The following is a 17998-nucleotide window of genomic DNA, read 5'->3' as shown; positions in this document are numbered from 1 at the left end:
GCGGAGTGGGCGCGGTCCGCCTCGCCGGCGAACAGCTCCGCCGCGGCCAGCGCCGCGCGCCGGGCCGCCACCTCGGCCAGCACCGCGGCCCAGTCGCACGCCTCCGGGGCGCCGGCGGCGGCAGCGCCCACAGCTCCGCCGGCACCCAGGGGTGGACGGGGCGGTCCGCCAGGGCCAAGGGCAGCCGCGCGACCACGGTCCACCCGCCCGGGGCCGCGTCGCCGGGCGCCACCCCCTCCCCGGCGTCCAGGCGCTCCTGCAGCGCGCCGGCGGCGCGCAGCAGGGCGGCTTCGTCGTCGTGGCGTTCGCTCCTCACGGTCGCGTCCCCCCGTCGCGGCGCCGCATGGGGACCGCCGTCAATACCGGCCGAGGCCAGTGGTGGGCAGATCGGGCACGCCGAAGAACGCCCGGGAACGAGCCTCCAGCGCGTTGACGCACTCCCGCGTGCCGGCGAGGCGGCCGGGGTCGTCCTCGCAGCGCTCAAGCGTCGCCCGCCGCGCCTCGCGGTCGCGCAGGAACCAAGCCACCGTGCCCTGCTCGGGATCCTCCGCCCGCGGCGGCCCCGGGCGGGGGCCGCTCCGCCGCCGGCGCCCGCGATCCCTGCCCGTCCGGGCGCTGACCCCGTGCCATGCCCGGCGCGGACACGGCCAAGGCCGCCGCCAGCAACGCCGGGCCCACGCCCTTCGCACGCCGCCCCATGCCTTGTCCCTCCGTTGGTTTTTCGGCGATGCCGGCGGCGCCGTTCACGCGTCGTCCTGCCACCCGCCACTCACGGACCAGGTCCGCGACGGCGCGCCGCGACGCGTCGGCCCGGCACCATGCTCCGGCAGAATATCCCATTTTGGGTTTTTCGCAACGCCGGCCGTAGCCGGGCGGTATCGACAGCAAAGCGCCGCCGCCCGATGCCACGCTCGCGCCGTTCGCCGCGCCGAGCGCGGCTGCAGGAACTGCTCATCGAAGGGCGCCGCGCGTCGGGCCTGACGCAAACGGACTTGGCGGCGCGCCTGGGCCGGCCGCAGAGCTTCGTCTCCAAGTACGAAACCGGCGAGCGGCGGCTCGACGTTGTGGAGTTCCTCGAGGTCGCCGAGGCGCTCCGGCTGGACGCGGCGGAACTGCTCGCCGAAGTTGCCCGCGACCCTACTTGACGCGGCGGAACAAAGCTTCGCGGGCCCTCTGAACCCATCGCCCGCGTCGGCGCCAAGTTACCGAAAGGTGAGCCGGCGCCGGCATGCGCGCGCAGAGCGTGGCCTGCACAGGGCGGAAATCCTCGGCATTGGGTAGCAGCCGCCACCAAACGCCTTCGGCGAACAATCGGCGCCTTTCGCGCGCCTTAAGTTCGCTCTGCGTAGGGGTGTTCGTCGTAGCCGGAAGCGGTGCCGTCGCGGCGGGCGCGGACGCAGAAGTTCGTCTAGCTGTCTGGTTGTGAGACCTCCTTGGCGGCTTCGGCGATGAGGCGAGCGTCCGCGATGGCGGCCCGTCGCGCCCGGCCCCGCCTGGCGGCGGTGCCCGGCGAGGCGGAGGTGCTGCAGGTAGGCGAAGGCGACGCGGCCCATCAGCGCGTGGCGGTGCAGCCCGGTCCGGGAGCGCCCCTCGAAGCGGCCCAGGCCCAGTTCCTGCTTGAGCTGCTGGTGCGCCTGCTCGCAAACCCAGCGCGCCTTGATGGCGGCGGCGAGGGCGCGCAGCGACGTCCCGGGCGGCAGGTTGGAGAGGTGGTATTCCCGCTCGCCCGACGCGCGGTGTTCGCCACCAGCCACGCCTCCCCGCCCGGCAGGTGGCGGTTGTTGCCCCAGGTGGCGCCGTCGCCGACGCGGACCCGGACCGCCGCGAACCGGGCGGCGAGCGTCCCCTTCGTGCCGCGCCGCTAGGCCACGCGCCGCCCGCCCGCCCGGCGTGCGCCGGGCTGGTTGGCAGGAATGAACGGCGGCAGCGCCGATTGCTGCCCGTCTAGAAGCCAGCCCAAGTTCGCCATCACCGCCCCCGCGGCGGCCACACGGGATCCCGATCGCCTTGGCGGATCGAGCCGCTGATTGGGCTCCGATCCTGGCCCATTCCGTGGCCACGGCCCGCGGCTCCAATGGGCACCCAACTCAGGGGCCGCCGGCGGCTGGTTGCCCACGCGGCGAGCAACCGATCCGTGACCACCCGCGCCTGAACGAGGCAACGTGAGTGTTTACGGTTCCCTGATTCAAGGATTTGGGTGCTCGCGTGATACTTTATGGTTCCCTCTAGACAAGCTCCCAGGGCCGAAACCCCCTACACGTCCAAATTCGCTACCTTCAACGCATTGGTCACGATGAAGTCGCGCCGCGGTTCCACGACATCGCCCATCAAGGTGGAGAACACCGTTTCCGCGTCCTCCACGTCCTCCACGCGCACGCGCAGCAGGACGCGCGCCTCGGGGTCCAACGTGGTCTTCCAGAGCTGGTCGGGGTTCATCTCGCCCAAGCCCTTGAAGCGATTGATGGCCAATCCCTTGCGGCCCTGCGCCAGCACGCGGTCGAAGGCCATGACCGGCCCGTGGACCGCGGCTTCGGCGCCGTCCAGCACCAGGGTCGCGGGGGCGGCGCCGAACTCGCGCGCCAGCACCTCGCGCCGCTCGTCGAGCCACCGCGCCTCGGCGCTGCGCAGGGCCGTCGGGGTGAGCGTGTGGCGCTCGGCCACGCCGCGCACCGTGCGGGCGATCTGCAGGCCGTCCGGGCCGGCGGCCACCTTCCAGCCGCGCTCCGCCGGCGGCGCCAACGCGTCCAGCCGCGCCGCGAGCGCTTGGCCGGCGGCCAGGGCGCGGTCCTCATCGGGCGTCAGCGCGCCCGCCACCGCCGCCTGCTCCACGATCTCCACCGGCACGTTCGCCGCCAAACGGCGCACCCGCGCGGCGAGCTGGCGCATCAGCTCCACCTCGGCCCGCAGTTCGTCGCCCGCGGCCTCGCGCCCGTCGGCCAAGCGCAGTCGCGCGCCGGACAGCGCCTTCTCCAGCAGGTAGTCCTCCAGCGCCCGGTCATCCTTCAAGTAGCGCTCCTCGTTGCCGCGCTTGGCGCGGTAGAGCGGCGGCTGGGCGATGTAGAGGTTCCCGCGCTCGATGAGCTGCGGCATCTGCCGGAAGAAGAAGGTCAGCAAGAGGGTGCGGATGTGGCTGCCGTCCACGTCCGCGTCCGTCATGATGACGATGCGGTGGTAGCGGAGCTTGTTCGGATCGAACCCGCCCTTGGCCGGCTCGCCCGGGCCGATGCCGGTGCCGAGCGCTGTGATGAGCGTGCCGATCTCGGCGGAGGACAGCATCTTGTCGATGCGCGCCCGCTCCACGTTCAGGATCTTGCCCTTGAGCGGCAGGATGGCCTGGAACACGCGGTTGCGGCCCTGCTTGGCGGAGCCGCCGGCGCTGTCGCCCTCCACCAGGAACAGTTCGCACTTGCTCGCGTCCTTCTCTTGGCAGTCGGCTAGCTTGCCGGGCAGGGTCGAGATGTCGAGCGCGTTCTTGCGCCCCACCTTCTCCCGCGCGAGCTGCGCCGCCTTCCGCGCCGCGGCGGCGAGCACGACTTGGTCGAGGACGTTGCGCGCCTCCTTCGGGTGCGTCTCGAACCAGTGCGAGAGCGCGTCGGCCACCGCCGCCTGCACTACCGGCTGCACCTCGGAGGAGACGAGCTTGTCCTTGGTCTGGGAGGAGAACTTGGGGTCCGGCACCTTCACGGACAGCACGCAGGTCAGGCCCTCGCGCATGTCCTCGCCGGACAGCTCGACCTTCTCCTTCTTCGCCAAGTCTTCGGCGTACTTCATCACCACGCGGGTCAGCGCCTGCCGGAAGCCGGCCTGGTGGGTGCCGCCGTCGCGCTGCGGGATGTTGTTGGTGAAGCACAGCGCCACCTCGCGCGGGCTGTTGTTCCACCACATCGCCAGCTCGACGCGGATGCCGACGTCGGTGTCCTTGCTGACCAGCGAGATGGGCGGCCGGAACAGCGGCTCCTTGCCCTTGTCCAGCCACTCCACGAAGGCGGTGAGGCCGCCGCGGAACTGGAAGAACACCTCCTGCGCCGGGACGTGCCGGTCGTCCTTGAGGTTGATCGCCAGGCCGGAGTTGAGGAAGGCCAGCTCGCGCAGCCGCCGCTCCAGCACGGCAAACTCGTACTCGGTCTTGGTGAAGGTGCCGGAGGAGGGCTTGAACGTGACCTCCGTGCCGGGGCGCTCGTCCGAAGGCCCAACCACCGCCAGCGGCTGCACGGTCTCGCCGTGGGCGAAGCGGATCAGGTGCTCCTTCCCGTCGCGCCAGATGCGGACGTCCATCGTTTCGGACAAGGCATTGACCACCGCCGCGCCGACGCCGTGCAGGCCGCCAGAGACCTTGTAGGAGTTCTGGTTGAACTTGCCGCCGGCGTGGAGGCGGGTCAGCACCACCTCGGCCGCCGAGACGCCTTCCTCGTGCATGTCCACGGGGATGCCGCGTCCGTCGTCGCGCACCGTCACGCTGCCGTCGCCGTTCAGGGTGACGTCCACCCGGGTGGCGTAGCCGGCCTGCGCCTCGTCCACGGCGTTGTCGATGATCTCGAAGGCCATGTGGTGCAGGCCCGAGCCGTCGTCGGTGTCGCCGATGTACATGCCGGGCCGCTTGCGGACGGCCTCCAGGCCCTTGAGGACGGTGATGGACGCGCTGTTGTAGTCGGCGCCCCCGTTGGCGCCTTCGGCACCGGGGAGGGCGGCCTCGGCGCGCGCGGCAGTGTTGCTCATGCCGGCGGCTAACTCCTTGGGAAATCGCTGCGGGAGACTATCGCCAATATAGTGATTCAGGACGCTCCCGGCACGGGAAAATCGCCGTCCGGAACGACGGCGCCGGGCGCGGCGCGGAAGGCCGCGGCCACGCCGCGGAGGGGGGCGAAGACGCCCGGATCGGTACCGGTCAGGAACACCTGGGCCGGCAGGGCCGCCAGGGCGGCGAACAGGGCTTCCCGCCGCGGCGCGTCCAGGTGGGCCGCCGCCTCGTCCAGCAGCAGCAGGGGCGCGAAGCCCCGGGCCGCGGCGATCAGCGCCGCGTGGGCCAGCACGATCGAGACCAGCAGCGCCTTCTGCTCGCCGGTGGAGCAGAGGGCGGCCGGCACCCCCTTGGCCGAGTGGGTGGCGCCCAGGTCGGCGCGGTGCGGCCCGGCCAGGGTGACGCCCGCGGCGGCGTCGCGGGGCCGGGACGCTTCCCACTCCGCCCGCAACCGGTCCTCCACCGCCAGGGCCGGCGCCCCGTCCAGCGCCGCCGCCACCGGGCAGAGCAGTTCCAAGAGCGCCACCGGGAAGGCGCCCGTGACGCCCTCCGCCAACGCCGCGTTGAGCCGGGAAACCAGGACGCGCCGCGCCGCCGCCAGCGCCACCCCGTGCCGCGCCATCCCGTCCTCCAGCGCCGACAGCCAGCCCGGGTCGGCGCGAGGGCCGCTCCCCGCCAGCAGCCGGTTCCGCTGCGACATGGCGCTTTCGTAGGCGGCGACTTGGCGCGCGTGGCCGGGCTCCAGCGCCCAGACCAGCCGGTCCAGGAAGCGGCGGCGGTCGCCCGCGCCGTCTTGGAAGAGCCGGTCCATCTGCGGCGTCACCCACACCGCCGCGACCCGCTCCGCGAGGTCGGCGCCGCCCCGCACCGGCTGGCCGTCCAGCCGGAAGCCCCGCCGCTCCAGCGGCCCGCCTTCCGGCGTGCCCGTGCCGATGTCGAACTCGCCCCAGGGCCCCCGGAACCGCCCGGCCGCCGCCCAAGGCATCCGCCCTTCCGGCGCGATCCGCGCCAGGTCGGCCAGCTTCGCGCCGCGGAGGCCGCGGCCGGGGCCGAGCAGGCTGACCGCTTCGAGGAGGTTCGTTTTGCCGGCGCCGTTCTCCCCCGCCAGCACCACCACGCGGCTGTCCAAGCCCAGGGTGAGCGCCGGGTAGCTGCGGAAATCCCGCAGCATCAACCGGGTCAGGGTGAGCGGGGGCGGGGGCGGCATCGCGGAGGGGCCGGTCCGCCCCGGATCGCCATCCGAGGAGGGCTCAGCCCTCCTCGTCGCGGTCGCCGCCGACCTCGATGTCCTCGTTGTCGTCCTCGAGCTCCTCGGCGTCCTCGATGGTCTCGTCGGCCTCCACGTCCTCGATCTCCACCTCGTCGGCCTCGAGTTCGGGCTCCGCGGCGCGCTTCTTCACCTTGTCCTCGGCCGGCAACGCGGCCGCGGCGCGGCGCAGCTTGGGCTGCTCGGCCGGCTGTTCGGTGCCGCATTTCGGACAAATGGCGGGGGCGCGGGTGAGGTCGTAGAACTTGGTGCCGCAGGCGACGCAGACGCGCTTGAGACCCAATTCGGGCTTGGCCATGGGTTGGATGCACCTTGATCGGTGTGCCCGGCGGCGCCCGCCGGAGCGCGTGGCGGCGACGGGGCGCCAAGCGGCTGGCTGGACGGGGGCCGGGCGGGGAAGCGCGGCGCATTGCCACGGGCCGGCGGGGCGTGTCAAACGCCGCCCCCATGCCCGATCCCGCGCCCGCGGCGGCCCACGCCGAGCCCCAGCCGAAACCGCTCCGCGGCGCCGCCCCGGGCTCCCCGCTCCGCGGCCGCGTCCGGATGCCGGGCGACAAGTCCATCAGCCACCGCGCCCTCATGTTCGGGGCGCTGGCCGTCGGGACCACGCGCATCGGGGGCCTCCTGGAAGGCGAGGACGTGCTCCGCACCGCCGCCGCCATGCGCGCGCTCGGCGCGTCGGTCGAGCGCGCCGGCCCCGGCGCCTGGGAGGTGGCCGGGCGCGGCATCGGCGGGCTGGCGGAGCCCGCGGACGTGCTGGACATGGGCAACTCCGGCACCGCTGCGCGGCTGCTCGCGGGGCTGCTCGCGGGGCACCCGCTCTTCGCGGTGATGACCGGCGACGCTTCCCTGCGGAAGCGGCCCATGCGCCGCGTGACGGAGCCGCTCGCCGCCACGGGCGCGCGGTTCTGGTCGCGCGAGGGCGGGCGGCTGCCCCTCGCGGTGCAAGGCGCCGCCGAGCCGCTGCCGCTCGACTACACCCTCCCCGTCGCGTCCGCGCAGGTGAAGTCCGCCTGCCTGCTGGCCGGCCTCTGCGCCCGCGGCACCACGCGCGTCACCGAACCCGAGCCGACGCGCGACCACACGGAGAACATGCTGCGCCACTTCGGCGCCGTCGTGCGCGTGGAGGACACCCCGGCGGGCCGCGTGGCGGAGGTGGAGGGCCAGCCGGAACTCGCCGCCGCGCCCGTTTCGGTGCCGGGCGACCCCTCCTCCGCGGCGTTCCTGGTGGTGGCGGCGCTGCTGGTGCCCGGCTCGCGCCTCACGGTGGAGGGCGTCGGGCTCAACCCGCTCCGCACCGGGCTGTTCGCCACCTTGCGGGAGATGGGCGCCGACCTCGCCGTGGAGAACGAGCGCACGGAGGGCGGCGAACCGGTGGGCGACCTGGTCGCGTCCCATTCGGCGCTGCGCGGGGTCGAGGTGCCGCCGGACCGCGCGCCCAGCATGATCGACGAATACCCGATCCTCGCCGTGGCCGCCGCCGCCGCCGAGGGCGAGACGCGGATGCTCGGCCTGCGCGAGCTGCGGGTGAAGGAAAGCGACCGCTTGGCCGCCACCGCGGCGCTGCTGGCCGCGAACGGCGTCCACGCCGCGGCCGGGGAGGACGAACTCGCCGTGCGCGGCACCGGCGGCGCCGTCCCGGGCGGCGGCGCGGTCGTCACCCACATGGACCACCGCATCGCCATGAGCGCGCTGGTGATGGGCCTGGCGGCGCGGGCGCCCGTCTCCGTGGACGACGCCTCGTTCATCGAGACCAGCTTCCCCGGCTTCGCCGCGCTGGTGAACGGGACGGCGGGCGGCGGCGCCATCGGCCCGGCATGAAGCCGCCCGTCATCGCCATCGACGGCCCCGCCGCGGCGGGCAAGGGCACGCTGGCGCGGCGGATCGCGGCGGAACTCGGCCTGCCGCACCTCGACACCGGCCTCTTGTACCGCGGCGTCGCCCGGCGCGTGCTGGACCGCGGCGCCGACCCGCGCGACGCCGCCGTCGCCGAGCGGGAAGCGCGCGCGCTGCTGGCCGCCGACCTCCGCCGCGGCGACCTGCGCGGCCCGGAAGCCGACATGGCGGCGAGCGCCGTCTCCGCCATCCCCGGCGTGCGTGCCGCGCTGCTCGACTTCCAGCGCCACTTCGGCCGCGAGGGCGCCGTGCTCGACGGGCGCGACATCGGCACCGTGGTGTTCCCGGACGCCCTGGTGAAGCTCTTCGTCACCGCCTCCGTCGAGGCGCGCGCCCGCCGCCGCTTCGAGGAGCTGCGGTCGAAGGGCGTCCCCACCGACCCTGAAACGGTGGAAGCGGAGCTGCGCCGCCGCGACATGCAGGACGCGGCCCGGAGCGTCGCGCCCCTGCGCGCGGCGCCGGACGCCCTCGTGCTGGACACCACGACGCTGGACATCGAAGCCGCCTTCGCCGCGGCGCTGGCGCTGGTGCGCGAGCGAATGGCAGTGGAAGCGCGCCCCGGCTGAACGACCGCCGGCCGGCACACGCCTCGGACGGCCCGGCCCCCTCACCGGCACAGCGGCCGGTTGCCGATGCCGGCGTTGCGCCGGCTGTCGTCGCGGTGACGTGACGTCCGAGCCGCCGTCACGCCCGCGACGCGCCGTGATTGGGGCCGGCCGGGCGCGCTAAAATCCGCGCCAAGCAGGCGGGCAGTCCTGCAGCGCGGGGAGGCGCTCAGGGCGCGCCTTTCCGGGGTCGGGCCCTTCCGCCGTGCAGGCCCTTTTCGCTGCGGCGGACGGCCGGCCCCGGCGCGCCCGCCGCAAACGCGACCGGCCTCGCGCGTGAGCCATTCACGGGCGAAGGGAGGTTGCGATGTCCGTCCACCAGACGATCCGCAAGGCGCTGCGGCCGGCCCTGCTGGCCTCGGCCTGCGCGCTCCTGCCGTTAGCGCCGGCGCCCGCCGCGGCCCAACCGCACCAGCAGCACGGCGACGCCGGGAATTTCGGCCGCGTGCATTTCCCGACCTCCTGCAGCCCGCAGGCCCAGGAACGCTTCCACCACGCGCTGGCGATGCTGCACTCCTTCCACTTCCCGGCCACGGGGCAGGCCTTCGCCGCCCTCGCGGAAGCGGAGCCCGACTGCGCCATGGCGTGGTGGGGCGTCGCGGTCAGCCAGCGCCTGAACCCGCTGGTCCCGCCCTTCCCGCCCGCGGCGCTCCAACGCGGCTGGCAGGCCATCGAGCGCGCCCGCGCCGCGCCGCCGCGGACCGAGCGCGAGCGCGACTGGATCGAGGCGCTGGCGGCCTTCTTCCAGGACCACGAGCGGGTGGACCAGCGCACCCGGACGCTCGCCTACGAGGCGGCGATGGAGCGCCTGGCCGCGAAGTACCCGGACGACGACGAGGCGCAAATCTTCTACGCGCTCGCCATCAACGAGGCCGTGGACCTTTCCGACAAGACCTACGCCCGGCAACGGAAAGCGGGCGAGATCCTCGAACGGGCCGACGCGCGCGTGCCGAACCACCCCGGCGTCGTGCATTACCTCGTCCACACCTACGACTTCGCGCCGCTCGCCGAACGCGGCCTGCCGGCGGCGCGGCGCTACGCCGCCATCGCGCCCGCCTCGGGGCACGCGCTCCACATGCCCTCGCACGTCTTCTCCACGCTCGGGCTGTGGAAGGAGGCGATCGCCGCCGACCGCGCCGCCATCGCCTCCTACACCGCGTATTTCGGGCGCCTCGACCCGCGCGTCGCCGGCAAGCCGGAGCTGATCGCGCGCAACTACCATTCGGTGGATTTCCTCACCAATGCCCACATGCAGATGGCGCAGGACAAGGCAGCGGCGGAACTCCTCGCGCCCTACCGGGCGGTTTCCGAGCCGCCGCCGCTGATCTATCCGTTCCACACCGGCTTCAACGCCGCCTTTGTCCGCCACGCCCTCGACCGCGGCGCCTGGGCGGAGGCCGCGGCGTTGCCGGTGCCGAAGACGCCCTACCCAATGGCGGAGGCCATACCGTGGTTCGGGAAGGCGCTGGGCGCGGCGCGCAGCGGCGACCCGGCCGCCGCGAAACCCTCCGTCGAACGGCTGCGCGAGCTGCGCGGCCGCTTGGCCGAGTCGCGCGAGCCCTACTGGGCCGAGCAGGCGCAGATACAAGAGACGGCCGCCACGGCTTGGATCTCGCTCGCCGAAGGACGGCGTGACGAGGCGTTGCGCCTGATGCGCGCCGCGGCCGATCTGGAGGACCGCACCGAGAAGCACATCGCCATGGAGAACCGCCTCTCGCCGATGCGCGAGCTGCTCGGCGAGAGGCTGCTGGAAACAGGCGACCCGGCGGCCGCGCTGCGCGAGTTCGAAGCCTCCCTGAAGGCGGCGCCCAACCGCTACCGCTCCTTCGCCGGCGCCGCGAAGGCCGCGGAGCGCAGCGGCGACCGCGGGGCCGCGCGCCTTTGATACGGGCGGCTGTTGGAGCTGACGGCCGAGGCCGACACCGAGCGGCCGGAGATGGCGGCGGCGCGGCGGTTCCTGGCGGAAACGGCCACGCGGGGCGGCTGAGGGCCGCAGCCACGAATGCTTCGGGGCCGCTCCGGAAGGGGGCGCCCCCGAAGCATCTGGCGCGGGAGGCCCGCGCAGTCTCCGGGGAGAACAACGTCAGTCGGGATCGCCCAACCGCATCCTCAACGCCCGGTTCTCCTCCTCCAGCGCTGCCATGCGCCCCCGCACCGGCGCCAGCGCGTCGCCCAGTTCGTCCAGGGTGAAGCGCTGCGGGATGTGCTGCGGGCAGTTCCAGTCGAAGCCGACCAGGCGCAGCACCGCCGCGCGGTCCGCCTTGGCGCGGTAGCCGGGCACGGCGAGGCGGGCGAGGAGGTCGGGCGCCTCCTCCGCGTCCGTGAACGACAGGTGGCCGAACAGCTTCAGCCGGCGCCGGTTGGGGTAGTCCATCAGGATCAGCGACGCGCGCCCGCCCCCGGCGGAGGCGTTGCCGGCGGACACGAATTGCTGGTTGCCACGGAAGTCCGCCCAGCCGAGCGCCCCTTCGTCCAGCACGCGCGCGAAGCCCGTCGGCCCGCCCCGGAATTGCACGTAGGGCCAGCCGGCTTCCGAGACGGTGGCGAGGTAGAAGCCGTCGCGCTCGCCGATGAACTGCGCTTCGCGCGGCCCGAAGCGGTCGTTCGGCGGGCGCTTGCCATCCGGGTCGGCGTAGGCGCCGCGGCTGCCGGCGCGCTCCTGCAAGCGGCGGACGGCAGGGGTGAAGGCGGTCTCGTGGTAGCGGTTCGTCATCGCGGCGGCTCCTCCATGCGCGAAACGGCGCGGCGGAACGCCGCGGTCGAGCCGGTGCCCCGCGCGAGCACCAGCGCCCCTTGCACGGCGGCGATGCGGTCCTCGGCCTCGTCGCCCGGCGAGCCGGCGCCCGCTTCGGCCAACGCCCCGGCGAGGGCCGCGCGCCAGCGGCCGAGCGCCGCCGCGATCGCCTCCCGCACCGGCTCCGGCGCCTCCGACGCGGCGAGCACGGCGAGCAGGCAGGCGAGCCGGCCGCCGGCGTAGTGGCGCCGGAGCCCCGCCGCGCTCTTCCGCAGCCGCGCCGCCGGATCGCCCGCGGCTTCCAGCGGCGCGACGACGTCCTGCCCGAAGCCCCCGGCCACCCGGTCCAGGGCGGCGAGCGCCATGTCGGCCTTCCCGCGCGGGAAGCGGTGGTAGAGGCTCGCCGACTTCAGCCCGGTCGCCTCGCATAGGTCGCGGACGGCGGCGCCCGCGTAGCCGTCGCGGCGGAAGGCCTCCACCAAGGCGTCCGCCACCGCCTCCTCGGCGACCTTGGCCGGGCGCATCAGGGCCGGCCCAGGGCCGGCGCACGGGAAAGAAGGGTCATGGCGGCCCTCTTGTTTGTCGAACGCTCAATAACTAAGTGGCTGAAGCCGGCGGTCAAGGGCGGCGCGCGCGGTCGAACGAACCGTGCCGGTCCGATTTTCCTTGACGCCCGCCCCGGTGCGGGCCTAGGCCGACCTTGCCGCGCCCTTTCCGGTGCGTGGCGCCCGCGTTCACGGGGGATTAGCGGTTCGCGCCGCCCCTTATTGCCGGGCCGGAACCGGGCGGGCCGACACGCCGCCCATTCAGCAGGGTCGTCGGGTATCGCGTCGGGGGGCGCATGCCGGACCAAGCCGTTCCAGCGCGGCGCCGGGGGGCGCACAGCGCGGGGGCGCAGAACCATGGCCGCGTCGGGACCACACCGGCGGGCCCACAGGAACAGAACGCTACATGGCATCAGCCACCAGCCTCGCCACCCGGGAACAGCCCGGGGCGGGCAGCATGACCGAGGACTTCGCCGCCCTCCTCGACGCCACCCTCGGCGCGGACACGGGTTTCGCCGGCTCCGTCGTGACCGGCCGCGTGGTCCGCGTGGACGACGACTTCGCCGTCGTGGACGTGGGCCTCAAGAGCGAAGGGCGCGTGCCCCTCAAGGAGTTCGCGCCCCCGGGCCAGAAGCCCGAGGTGAAGCCCGGCGACTCCATCGAATTGTTCGTCGAGCGCTACGAGGACCGGGACGGCTCCATCGTGCTGTCGCGCGAGAAGGCGCGGCGCGAGGAAGCCTGGACCAACCTCGAGAAGGCGTTCCAGGCGAACCAGCGCGTCAACGGCGTGATCTTCGGCCGCGTCAAGGGCGGCTTCACCGTGGACCTCGGCGGCGCCGTGGCCTTTTTGCCCGGCAGCCAAGTCGATATCCGCCCGGTGCGCGACGTCGGCCCGCTGATGGGCAGCCCGCAGCCCTTCCAGATCCTCAAGATGGACCGGGCCCGCGGCAACATCGTGGTGTCCCGCCGCGCCGTGCTGGAAGAGACCCGCGCCGAGCAGCGCTCCGAGCTGATCCAGGGCCTCAAGGAAGGCATGGTGCTCGACGGCGTGGTGAAGAACATCACCGACTACGGCGCCTTCGTGGACCTGGGCGGCGTGGACGGCCTGCTGCACGTCACCGACATCGCGTGGCGGCGCATCAACCATCCGTCCGAGGCGCTGACCATCGGCCAGCAGGTCAAGGTGCAGGTGATCCGGTTCAACCCGGAAACCCAGCGCATCTCGCTCGGCATGAAGCAGCTCATGTCTGACCCGTGGGACGGCGTGGCGCTCAAGTACCCGGTCAACGCCAAGTTCTCCGGCCGCGTCACCAACATCACCGACTACGGCGCCTTCGTGGAGCTGGAGCCGGGGGTCGAGGGCCTGGTCCACGTCTCCGAGATGAGCTGGACCAAGAAGAACGTCCACCCGGGCAAGATCGTCGCCACCTCGCAGGAGGTGGACGTGCTGATCCTGGACGTGGACGAGCCGAAGCGGCGCATCTCGCTCGGCCTCAAACAGGCCCAAGGCAACCCGTGGGAGCTGTTCGCCGAGGCGCATCCGCCCGGCTCCGTGGTCGAGGGCGAGATCCGCAACATCACCGAGTTCGGCCTGTTCGTCGGCCTCGGCCCGGACCTCGACGGCATGGTCCACATGTCCGACCTGTCCTGGGACGAGCCGGGCGAGACGGCGATGGCCAAGTACGAGAAGGGCCAGACCGTCAAGGCCAAGGTGCTCGACGTGGACGCGGAGAAGGAGCGCATCTCGCTCGGCGTCAAGCAGCTCGAGGCCGACCCGGCCGCGGACGTGCTGGACAAGGTGCGCAAGGGCGACATCGTCACCTGCGTCGTGACGCAAGTGCAGGCCAACGGCATCGAGGTGAAGGTGGAGGAGGTCCTCACCGGCTTCATCCGCCGCGCCGAGTTGGCCCGCGACCGCGGCGACCAGCGCCCCGACCGCTTCGCGGTGGGCGAGAAGGTGGACGCCAAGGTCACGGCCGTGGACCGCGCTGCGCGGCGCCTGGCCCTGACCGTGAAGGGCAAGGAAGTGGACGAGGAGCGCGAAGCGATGAAGGAGTTCGGCTCGACCGACTCCGGCGCGTCGCTCGGCGACATCCTGGGCGCGGCCATCCGGCGGCGCCGCGAGATGGCCGGCGAGGAGTAGGCCGATCCCGCGACCGCGTCGCCGCACCCCGAGCGGCGGCGCATGCATTGCAGAACCCCGGGCGGCGCGGCCGCCCGGGGTTTTTCTTTGGGCGCTGCCCCGGCACAACCCAAGATAGATTGTCCTCACCAGAGTATACTATATAAAGACAGGGCGGCGCCGAGGGCGCGCGGCTTGAGCCAAGGGGCGACAGCAGAGTGCCTAAACCACCCACGCCCGCGGCGGAGGGCCGCGGCTTGCGGACGCACCTTGTCGCCCTTGTCGCGGCGGCCCTCCTCCCGGCCCTCGCCGTCGGCGCCATCGCGGTCGGGGCGGCCGTGGACGCCTCGCGGCAGGCCTTCGAGGACCGGCTCGCGGGCACCGCCGCCGCGCTCGCCAGCGCCGTCGACACGGAGATCGCCGCCTCCGTCCTTGCCCTGTCCACCCTGGCGACGGCGCACAGCCTGGTGGACGACGAGGGCGACCTGGCCGTTTTCCATGCCCAAGCGAAGCGGACCGCCGCCATGCTGGGCGCCCGCATCTTCCTGGTCGCGCCGGACGCCGGCGTGGCCTTCAACACCGAAGAGGGATTCGGCACCCCGTCCCAACCGGTCCAGCCGCAGACGGCCGCCATGGTGCGGCGGGTGCTGGAGAGCGGCCGCCCGGCCGTGGGCGACCTCATCCGCAGCCGCCGGACGGGGGAAGCCGTCGCGCCCGTCCTCGTCCCCGTCCGGAAGGGAAGCGAGGTGGCCTACGCGCTCGGCAGCGTGGTGGAGGCCGCGCGCGTCTCGCGCCTGCTCGGCGAGCAGCCCTTCCGCGGCGGCGGCTACGCCTCGCTGATCGACGGCGCCGGCAAGATCGTCGCGCGCTCGGACTTCCAGGACCGCCACGCCGGCCAGCAGGTCCGCGATTGGGTGACGGACGGCGCGAAGGCCGGCCCGGCGGGCATCCTGCGCGGGCGGAACCTGAGCGGCGTGGAGATCGCCACCGCCTACCGCCGACTGTCCGCGGCGCCGGGGTGGATCGTCACCGTGGCCGAGCCGCGCTCCGCCTTCCTCGACGGCCTGCGGAGGCCGCTCGCGGCGCTCGGGCTGGGCGGGCTGGCGGCGCTGGCCATCGCCATGCTCGCCGCCGCCCGCATCGGCCGGCGCGTCCTGCGGCCGGTGCAATCGCTCACGGCGCGCGCGGAGGCGGTCGCGGCCAGCGGCGGGAACGCGCCGCCCATGGCGCCCGACGAGCCGGCGAGCGTGCGCGAGTTCGCCCGGCTACAGCAGGCCGTCGAAAGGGCGGAAGCGGCGCTCCGCGAGCGCGCGGCGGCGGTCGCCGCGGGCGAGGCGCGGCTGCGCGCCGTGGTGGACACCGCGGTGGACGCCATCGTGGTGATCGACGAGCGGGGCACCATCCGGTCCTTCAACCGGTCCGCCGAGGGCATCTTCGGCCACGCGGCGGAGGAGGCCATCGGCCGCAACGTGTCCATGCTGATGGGCGCCGGCGACGCGGGCCGGCACGACGCGTACCTCGCCGCGTACCTGCGGACCGGCGAACGGAGGATCATCGGCATCGGGCGGGAGGTGGAGGGCCGCCGCAAGGACGGCTCGCCCGTGCCGCTGGACCTCTCCATCGCGGAGTGGCGCGACGGCGAGGGCCGGCGCTTCTTCACCGGCACCATGCGCGACATCTCGGCGCGCAAGGCGGACGAGGCGCGGCGTTCCCTGCTCGTGGGCGAGGTGAACCACCGGGCCAAGAACGCATTGGCGGTGGTGCAGTCCGTGCTGCGGCTCACGCCCGCGGACGAGCCGCGCGCCTACGCGGCCGCCGTCGGCGCGCGCGTCGCCGCCCTGGCGCGCGCGCATTCGCTGCTCGCCGAGAGCGGCTGGTCCGGCGCCGACCTGCGCGCCGTCGCCGAGCGGGAGCTCGCCCCTTACGCCGCGCCGAAGGGATCGCCGAACGCGCCGCCCAGGGGCCCCGTCGTGTCGCTGGACGGGCCGCCCCTGCCGCTCGCCCCGTCCGCCGTGCAGCCCTTCGCCATGGTGCTGCACGAACTGGCCACCAACGCCGCGAAGCACGGCGCGCTCTCCGTCCCCGGCGGCCGGGTGGAGGTGCGCTGGCGCGCGGGCCGCAGGACGGGGGACGACGGGATGCTGCGGCTCCGCTGGGCGGAGAGCGGCGGACCGCCCTTGCGGGGCGCGCCGGCGCGCCGCAGCTTCGGGTCGCGGATGATCGAGGCCACCATCCGCGGCCAGCTCGGCGGCGCGGTGGAGCGGCATTGGGAAGCCGGCGGCTTGGTGGTCGAGATCGCCGTCCCCTTCCTGCGCGCGGCCGGGCGCGGCGCCGGCCTGCCCGACGACGCGGAGGCCATCCCGAGCGCGGCGTAGCGGGCCGCGCATTTGGCTGGCCAGAGCCGCCGGCCGCCGCATATACCGGCCTCCTTCCCGCAGAAGCCGACCCATGCCCCTCGAAGCCGACCTCCTGATCGACCGCCGCCGCCTCAAGCGCCGCCTCGCGCTCTGGCGCGCCTTGGCGGTGCTGCTCGTCGTCGCCGGCGCCGCCTTCGCCGCGTACCGGTCCGCCGGCGCGGGGCTGCCCGGCGCGGCGCACCTGTCGCGCCTCACCGTGGAGGGCGTCATCGGCGACGACCGCAAGGTGATCGAGGCGCTCGACCGCATGCGCAAGGACTCGTCCAACCGCGGCGTCATCGTCGCCATCGACAGCCCGGGCGGGAGCGCCGGCGGCGGCGAGGCGCTGTACGCCGCGCTGAACCGCGTGCGGCAGAGCGGCAAGCCGGTGGTGGCCGTGCTCCGCGGCACCGCCGCCTCGGCCGGCTACATGGCCGCGGTCGCCTCCGACCGCATCTTCACGCGCGAGGGCACCGTCACCGGCTCCATCGGCGTGCTGCTGCAATCCTTCGACGCCTCCGAGCTGCTGGACCGCCTGGGCGTCCGGCCCGAGCTGCTGACGTCCGGCCCCCTCAAGGCCCAGCCCAACCCCTTCCAGCCGCTCTCGCCCGAGGGGCGCGAGGCCATCATGCGCGTGATCTCCGACCTGCACGACCAGTTCGTGGCCAAGGTCGTCGCCGGCCGCGGCCTGGAAGAGGCCGCGGTGCGCGCCGTCGCCGACGGCCGCGTGCTGACGGGCCGGCAGGCGCTGGAGCGCAGGCTGGTGGACGCGATCGGCGGCGAGCCGGAGGCGCGGGCTTGGCTCGCGGCCGAGAAGGGCGTGCCGGAGAGCCTGCCCGTCAGGGATGTGGAAACCCGCTCCATGGCCGAGCGCCTCTTCCGCTCCGCCTTCCAGGGCGCAGCGAAAACCTTGCTTTCAGAATGGCTTGGCGTTGACTGGCCCTTCCCGGTCTGGCAGCTTCGCCCATGAGAGCGGGGGCTTGGGGATGACGAAGAGCGAGCTGATCGCGCAGTTGGCGGCGGAGAACCCGCACCTCCGCCAGCCCGACGTCGAGCTGATCGTGGCCACCATCTTCGACGAGATCACCGCGGCGCTCGCGCGCGGCGACCGGGTGGAGCTGCGCGGCTTCGGCGCCTTCTCCGCCAAGCGGCGCGACGCCCGCACCGGCCGCAACCCCCGCACCGGCGCCGCCGTGCCGGTGGCCGGCAAGGCCGTGCCCTACTTCAAGCCGGGCAAGGAGCTGCGCGAGCGGATCAACGGCGCGTCCGGCGGCGGCGGCGGCGCGGCGCCCCCGCGGAAGGCCGCCCAAGCCCCTGTGCGCGCCCCGGCGACGGTGGAATGATGGCCCGCATCCTCGGACTCCTCCTGCTGCTGCCCCTGCTGCTGGTGCTGGTGCTGTTCGGCCTGTCGAACCGCCAGGAGGTGGCGCTGGAGCTTTGGCCCTTCGACCTCGCCTGGGTGGTGCCGCTGTCCACGGCGATGCTGGTCCTCGCCGCCCTGGCCTTCCTGTTCGGCGCCGCCGTGACCTGGGCCAGCGCGCTCGCCGCGCGGCGCCGGGCGAGCCGCTACAGGGAAGCCGCGCGCGTGCTGGAAGCGGAACTCGCCGAGCACCGCGCGCGGGCCGCGAAGGACGTCGGCCCGGTGCCGCCCGTCACGAACTTCCCCCGCCTCCAGCGCCCCGCGGCGTGACCGCG

At 74.0% G+C, this 17998-nt stretch carries 15 protein-coding genes and 1 pseudogene; 9 read left to right on the top strand and 7 right to left on the bottom strand.

Annotated features, from left to right (window positions below; translation table 11 throughout):
* Positions 1–356: 356 nt before the first annotated feature.
* Positions 357–527 (bottom strand): hypothetical protein, encoded by a 171-nt coding sequence (locus ABD067_RS23225; protein WP_343897788.1) that lies wholly within the window; start codon positions 525–527, stop codon positions 357–359.
* Between the two features lie 375 nt (positions 528–902).
* On the opposite strand from ABD067_RS23225, the gene ABD067_RS23220 reads away from it, so the two are divergent.
* Positions 903–1145 (top strand): helix-turn-helix domain-containing protein, encoded by a 243-nt coding sequence (locus ABD067_RS23220; protein ID WP_343897787.1) that lies wholly within the window; start codon positions 903–905, stop codon positions 1143–1145.
* Between the two features lie 294 nt (positions 1146–1439).
* Here the strand turns inward: ABD067_RS23220 and ABD067_RS23215 are convergent.
* The 4 genes and pseudogenes from ABD067_RS23215 to ABD067_RS23200 all read right to left on the bottom strand — a co-directional run.
* A pseudogene (locus ABD067_RS23215) lies at positions 1440–1861 on the bottom strand (IS701 family transposase); the annotation flags it as partial.
* A gap of 392 nt (positions 1862–2253) precedes the next feature.
* Positions 2254–4716, bottom strand: coding sequence for a DNA topoisomerase (ATP-hydrolyzing) subunit B (gene gyrB / locus ABD067_RS23210; RefSeq protein WP_343897786.1), 2463 nt, complete (start codon positions 4714–4716; stop codon positions 2254–2256).
* 56 nt (positions 4717–4772) lie between these two features.
* Positions 4773–5945 (bottom strand): DNA replication/repair protein RecF, encoded by a 1173-nt coding sequence (gene recF / locus ABD067_RS23205; RefSeq protein WP_343897785.1) that lies wholly within the window; start codon positions 5943–5945, stop codon positions 4773–4775.
* 43 nt (positions 5946–5988) lie between these two features.
* Positions 5989–6303 (bottom strand): TIGR02300 family protein, encoded by a 315-nt coding sequence (locus ABD067_RS23200; RefSeq protein ID WP_343897784.1) that lies wholly within the window; start codon positions 6301–6303, stop codon positions 5989–5991.
* A 149-nt stretch (positions 6304–6452) separates the two neighbouring features.
* Here ABD067_RS23200 and aroA point away from each other — a divergent pair, with 149 nt between their 5' ends.
* The 3 genes from aroA to ABD067_RS23185 all read left to right on the top strand — a co-directional run bounded on the left by aroA (position 6453) and on the right by ABD067_RS23185 (position 10391).
* Positions 6453–7826: a 3-phosphoshikimate 1-carboxyvinyltransferase gene (aroA, locus tag ABD067_RS23195; protein WP_343897783.1), complete on the top strand. Its 1374-nt coding sequence runs from the start codon at positions 6453–6455 to the stop codon at positions 7824–7826.
* A complete protein-coding gene (gene cmk, locus ABD067_RS23190) occupies positions 7823–8467 on the top strand; it encodes a (d)CMP kinase (RefSeq protein ID WP_343897782.1) in 645 nt (214 codons plus the stop codon). The genes aroA and cmk overlap by 4 nt, the downstream gene beginning before the upstream one ends.
* A gap of 346 nt (positions 8468–8813) precedes the next feature.
* Positions 8814–10391, top strand: coding sequence for a hypothetical protein (locus ABD067_RS23185; RefSeq protein ID WP_343897781.1), 1578 nt, complete (start codon positions 8814–8816; stop codon positions 10389–10391).
* Positions 10392–10589: 198 nt separating this feature from the next.
* Here the strand turns inward: ABD067_RS23185 and ABD067_RS23180 are convergent, their stop codons facing one another.
* Together ABD067_RS23180 and ABD067_RS23175 are read right to left on the bottom strand one after the other, a co-directional pair.
* Positions 10590–11219, bottom strand: coding sequence for a pyridoxamine 5'-phosphate oxidase family protein (locus ABD067_RS23180; RefSeq protein WP_343897780.1), 630 nt, complete (start codon positions 11217–11219; stop codon positions 10590–10592).
* Positions 11216–11764 (bottom strand): TetR/AcrR family transcriptional regulator, encoded by a 549-nt coding sequence (locus ABD067_RS23175; RefSeq protein WP_343897779.1) that lies wholly within the window; start codon positions 11762–11764, stop codon positions 11216–11218. The genes ABD067_RS23180 and ABD067_RS23175 overlap by 4 nt, the downstream gene beginning before the upstream one ends.
* 427 nt (positions 11765–12191) lie before the next feature.
* On the opposite strand from ABD067_RS23175, the gene rpsA reads away from it, so the two are divergent.
* From rpsA to ABD067_RS23150, 5 genes are all read left to right on the top strand, one after another.
* Positions 12192–13928, top strand: coding sequence for a 30S ribosomal protein S1 (gene rpsA, locus ABD067_RS23170; RefSeq protein ID WP_343897778.1), 1737 nt, complete (start codon positions 12192–12194; stop codon positions 13926–13928).
* A 236-nt stretch (positions 13929–14164) separates the two neighbouring features.
* The gene (locus ABD067_RS23165) at positions 14165–16282 is read left to right on the top strand and encodes a PAS domain S-box protein (RefSeq protein ID WP_343897777.1); all 2118 of its coding nucleotides are present in this window, start codon (positions 14165–14167) and stop codon (positions 16280–16282) included.
* A 73-nt stretch (positions 16283–16355) separates the two neighbouring features.
* Positions 16356–17273 (top strand): signal peptide peptidase SppA, encoded by a 918-nt coding sequence (gene sppA / locus ABD067_RS23160; protein ID WP_343897776.1) that lies wholly within the window; start codon positions 16356–16358, stop codon positions 17271–17273.
* Between the two features lie 16 nt (positions 17274–17289).
* A complete protein-coding gene (gene ihfB, locus ABD067_RS23155; RefSeq protein WP_343897774.1) occupies positions 17290–17646 on the top strand; it encodes an integration host factor subunit beta in 357 nt (118 codons plus the stop codon).
* Positions 17643–17993 carry a lipopolysaccharide assembly protein LapA domain-containing protein gene (locus ABD067_RS23150; RefSeq protein WP_343897773.1) on the top strand — a complete coding sequence of 117 codons (351 nt, stop codon included), beginning with the start codon at positions 17643–17645 and terminating at the stop codon, positions 17991–17993. Before ihfB ends, ABD067_RS23150 begins: the two co-directional genes overlap by 4 nt.
* Positions 17994–17998: the final 5 nt, after the last annotated feature.

Origin of the sequence: Craurococcus roseus (genome assembly GCF_039523795.1) — a bacterium.
Classification (GTDB): domain Bacteria; phylum Pseudomonadota; class Alphaproteobacteria; order Acetobacterales; family Acetobacteraceae; genus Craurococcus; species Craurococcus roseus.
Note: the sequence above shows the minus strand (reverse complement) of the source record. Positions and strands in the feature narration are given on the sequence as shown.